This window comes from Leifsonia sp. LS1, from assembly GCF_020521355.1.
In the GTDB taxonomy this organism is placed as follows: domain Bacteria; phylum Actinomycetota; class Actinomycetes; order Actinomycetales; family Microbacteriaceae; genus Leifsonia.
In genome coordinates, this window is sequence record NZ_BPER01000019.1 from 1 (window position 1) to 3,190 (window position 3,190).

Annotated in this window: 3 protein-coding genes; all 3 read left to right on the forward strand. The window is 63.2% G+C overall.

Annotated elements, in window-relative coordinates; all coding sequences use genetic code 11:
• Positions 1-214: 214 nt before the first annotated feature.
• Genes LLS1_RS19425 through LLS1_RS19435 form a run of 3 tightly spaced genes read left to right on the forward strand, consistent with a single transcriptional unit; the run spans position 215 to position 3,123 of the window.
• Positions 215-1,333 (forward strand): tyrosine-type recombinase/integrase, encoded by a 1,119-nt coding sequence (locus LLS1_RS19425; protein WP_226658151.1) that lies wholly within the window; start codon positions 215-217, stop codon positions 1,331-1,333.
• A 6-nt stretch (positions 1,334-1,339) separates the two neighbouring features.
• The gene (locus LLS1_RS19430) at positions 1,340-1,678 is read left to right on the forward strand and encodes a helix-turn-helix transcriptional regulator (protein ID WP_226658153.1); all 339 of its coding nucleotides are present in this window, start codon (positions 1,340-1,342) and stop codon (positions 1,676-1,678) included.
• The gene (locus LLS1_RS19435) at positions 1,675-3,123 is read left to right on the forward strand and encodes a hypothetical protein (protein WP_226658155.1); all 1,449 of its coding nucleotides are present in this window, start codon (positions 1,675-1,677) and stop codon (positions 3,121-3,123) included. The genes LLS1_RS19430 and LLS1_RS19435 overlap by 4 nt, the downstream gene beginning before the upstream one ends.
• The last annotated feature ends 67 nt before the right edge of the window (positions 3,124-3,190 follow it).

Below are 3,190 nucleotides of genomic sequence, written 5' to 3' on the forward strand. Positions count from 1 at the left end.
TAAAGATGGCCTGTTCCCATTGGATGTGAATACGACACTCGGTACGACTCCCCTCGTTTGTGCCGGAAGTAGCGCGCGCACAGCCCGCTCATCGCTGGCGATTGGGCGCTAACGAGCCGGCGCCGAGCGCTGATGATTGGCTTCTGATCAGCAGTTTTGTTGACCGGGTTGCGAAGGATTCGCAATTAATGCGACACTTTCGCATATTATGCGAGTGTTTGATGAGCCGGTTGCTGGGGCCGTTCCCGTTTATCTGCGGTCGGGTTCCGCGGTTCTGAACGAGTCCGAGAACGTCTTCCTCGCAATGCTCGACGGATGGCGGGCTCAGCAGTATGCGCGAAACTTGGCGCCGTCGACGGTCGATGCGCGCCGGTCGATCGTGCTGCGTTTCCGCGGGTTCGCGGAGTCATATCCGTGGTCGTGGAGTGTCGCAACGGTCGACGAGTTCTTTCTGGAGATGCGCGCCATTCGCGGCGCTTCGCGCTCGACGGTGCTCGGATACCAGAACGCCTTACGAATGTTCCTGGAATATTTGACCGATCCGGCCTACGGGTGGAGCGAGCAATGTTGGGAGCGATTTGGGGACCATCCAGCGCAGGTATTCCACGAGTGGAACACGGCCAGGCATGCGGCTGAGGCGATCGCCGAGCCCGGGAAGCGCCCCTACACCCGGGATGAGCTCGAGGATCTCTTCGACTGCGCTGATGAGCGGGTGCTGCGGATCCGCCGCTCTGGGGTGAAGGGCTGGCTGCCGGCGTTCCGGATCGCGACGCTGATGAAGGTTGCCTACGCCTGGGGTCTGCGCCGCAACGAGGTGCGCCAGCTCGATCTGGTCGATCTCGCCTACAACCCGCGCGCCCGACAGTTCGGTGATGCCGGGATCATATACGTCCGATTCGGGAAGGCGATGAAGGGCTCTCCCCCGAAACGACGGACCGTGTTAACGATGCCGGAATTCGGTTGGGCGGTCGACTGCCTGCAGCAATGGCGCGATGAAATCCGGCCGCTCTATGCCCCACCGGGCTCAACCAGCCTCTGGCCCAGCGAACGCGGCAACCAGATCATCACCGCCGGCCAGATCAGTCGTTCCTTCGCCGAGGTCAAACGCGAAGCTGGCCTGACCGACGACCTGGACTTCCACTCGCTTCGACGCTCCTACGTCACCCACCTGGTCGAGGAAGGCTACGACGCGTTCTTCATCCAGCAGCAAGTCGGCCACGAACACGCCTCCACCACCTCCATCTACACCGGCCTCTCCCCCGACTACCGGGCACGTGTCGTCGACGACGCGATCGCCCGCATGGCCACCGAAGCCCTCGCCGCAAAGGACTGATATTTCATGATTCGACGCGTTGAACACGACTGGCGACTGCGCGAGCTGATGGCCGCCCGCGGCATGACCACCATCTCTGACCTCATCCCGCATCTGGCCGACCGCGGCATCAAACTCTCCGACTCGCAGCTCTATCGCCTCCTCGGCAGCACACCTGAGCGCATTAACCTCACTCTGCTCGGCGCGATTCTGGACACCCTCGACTGCACGTTCGAGGAGCTCGTCCCGATCACCGTCACTGCCGCCGACTCGCGAACGCGCGCCACAGGAACCGCCGACGCGGCCGCCCTGGCACGCACTGACGGCATCCGTCCAGCACGGGCACGGATCCACCGCCCACAATGAGCCGGCCCCGCAACACCACTGCCTGCGCCCGCTGCCAACAATCCGACGTCCGATTTGCCACTACCTGGCCCGAAGGACGCATCTGCCGACGCTGCTATCAACGCGCCACCCGCATCCACGGCACCTGCCCCATCTGCAACACCGACCGGCTCCTGCCTGGCCTGATCGGCGGCGCACCGGCTTGCGGCGACTGCGCCGGGATTCCGAAGGACTTCCACTGCAGCCGCTGCGGTCGAGAGGACGAACCCGTCCGGGCTGGCCTCTGCGCCCACTGCTGCCTCGCCGACGATCTCACCAATCTCTTCGACACAGGCGACGGCGAGGTCGCCCCGCACCTGCAGTCGTTGCTGCAGGCCCTGACGAGTCAGAAACACGCGCGCAGCGCCAAGATCTGGTTGATCACCAACCCAGAGGCCACCGGTCTGGTCCGCAGTCTCGCTCGCGGTGAAGTCCCACTCGAACACACCACTTTCACCGAACACCCTCGCCCGAGCAAAGTTGCGTTCCTGCGCGAGCTCTGCATCGAGCACGGACTCCTGGATCACGTTCACCTCGACATCGAACGCTTCCAGAGCTGGCTGCAAACCAAGACCGCCAGCGCCGATCCCGCCGATGGGCGCCTGATCACTCAATACGCTCGCTGGGTCCACCTCAACCGCATGCGCCACCTGGCCGAGACCGGACAACTGAAGAAGGGCACGTTCCTCTCCGCCAAACAATCCACCACCGTCGCGATCGACTTCCTCGCCCACCTCCGCCAGAGCGACACTGCCCCAGCCGACTGCACCCAAGCCCACATCGACAGCTGGCTCACCGGCGGCCCGACCACCCGCAGCCTCGCACGCGGGTTCATCCGATGGGCCATGAAGCACGGCCACCTCCCCGCACTTGAGATCCCCTATCGGGTCGCGAAAACCGCACCGATCATCACCCAACAGCAACGCGTCGACCACATCCGGCGACTCGTGGACCCAACCACACCATTGCGGCCGCTCGAGCGCACTGCGGCTTTGCTGCTCCTGCTCTATGGGCAGCCGCTTACCCGGATCGCTTCCATGCGGCTCAACCAGATCCATGCAACCGACACCACTATCGGGATCCGCTTCAAGAGCGACCACCTGCACATCCCGGAACCCTTCGCCGCAATTGTTCGTGCCCACCTCCATCAACTGCCGAATCTGAACACCTCAGCCCACCGCGACAACATCTGGCTCTTTCCGGGCGGCCAACCCGGTCAACATATCCACCAGAGCACGCTCATGAACCTGCTCCGCGACGCCGGCATCGACCTGAGAGGGGCGAAGAACGCCTCCCTCAGAGAACTCGTCCTACAAATGCCCGCACCAATTGTCGCGGACTCGTTCAACTACAGCTACACCGTCACCGAGCAACACCGTCGCAACGCTGGCGCCCAATTCATCGACTACCTCAGCAAACGGCTCTAACAGACGACAGCCGACCGATCCGAATGGCACAATCCCGACATGGAATCCTTTCCGCCACCATTCAACT

Excerpts from the sequence above, each read along its gene's own strand:
- LLS1_RS19430 (WP_226658153.1), top strand. The coding sequence starts at position 1,340 with ATGATTCGACGCGTTGAACACGACTGGCGACTGCGCGAGCTGATGGCC.
- LLS1_RS19435 (WP_226658155.1), top strand. The coding sequence starts at position 1,675 with ATGAGCCGGCCCCGCAACACCACTGCCTGCGCCCGCTGCCAACAATCC.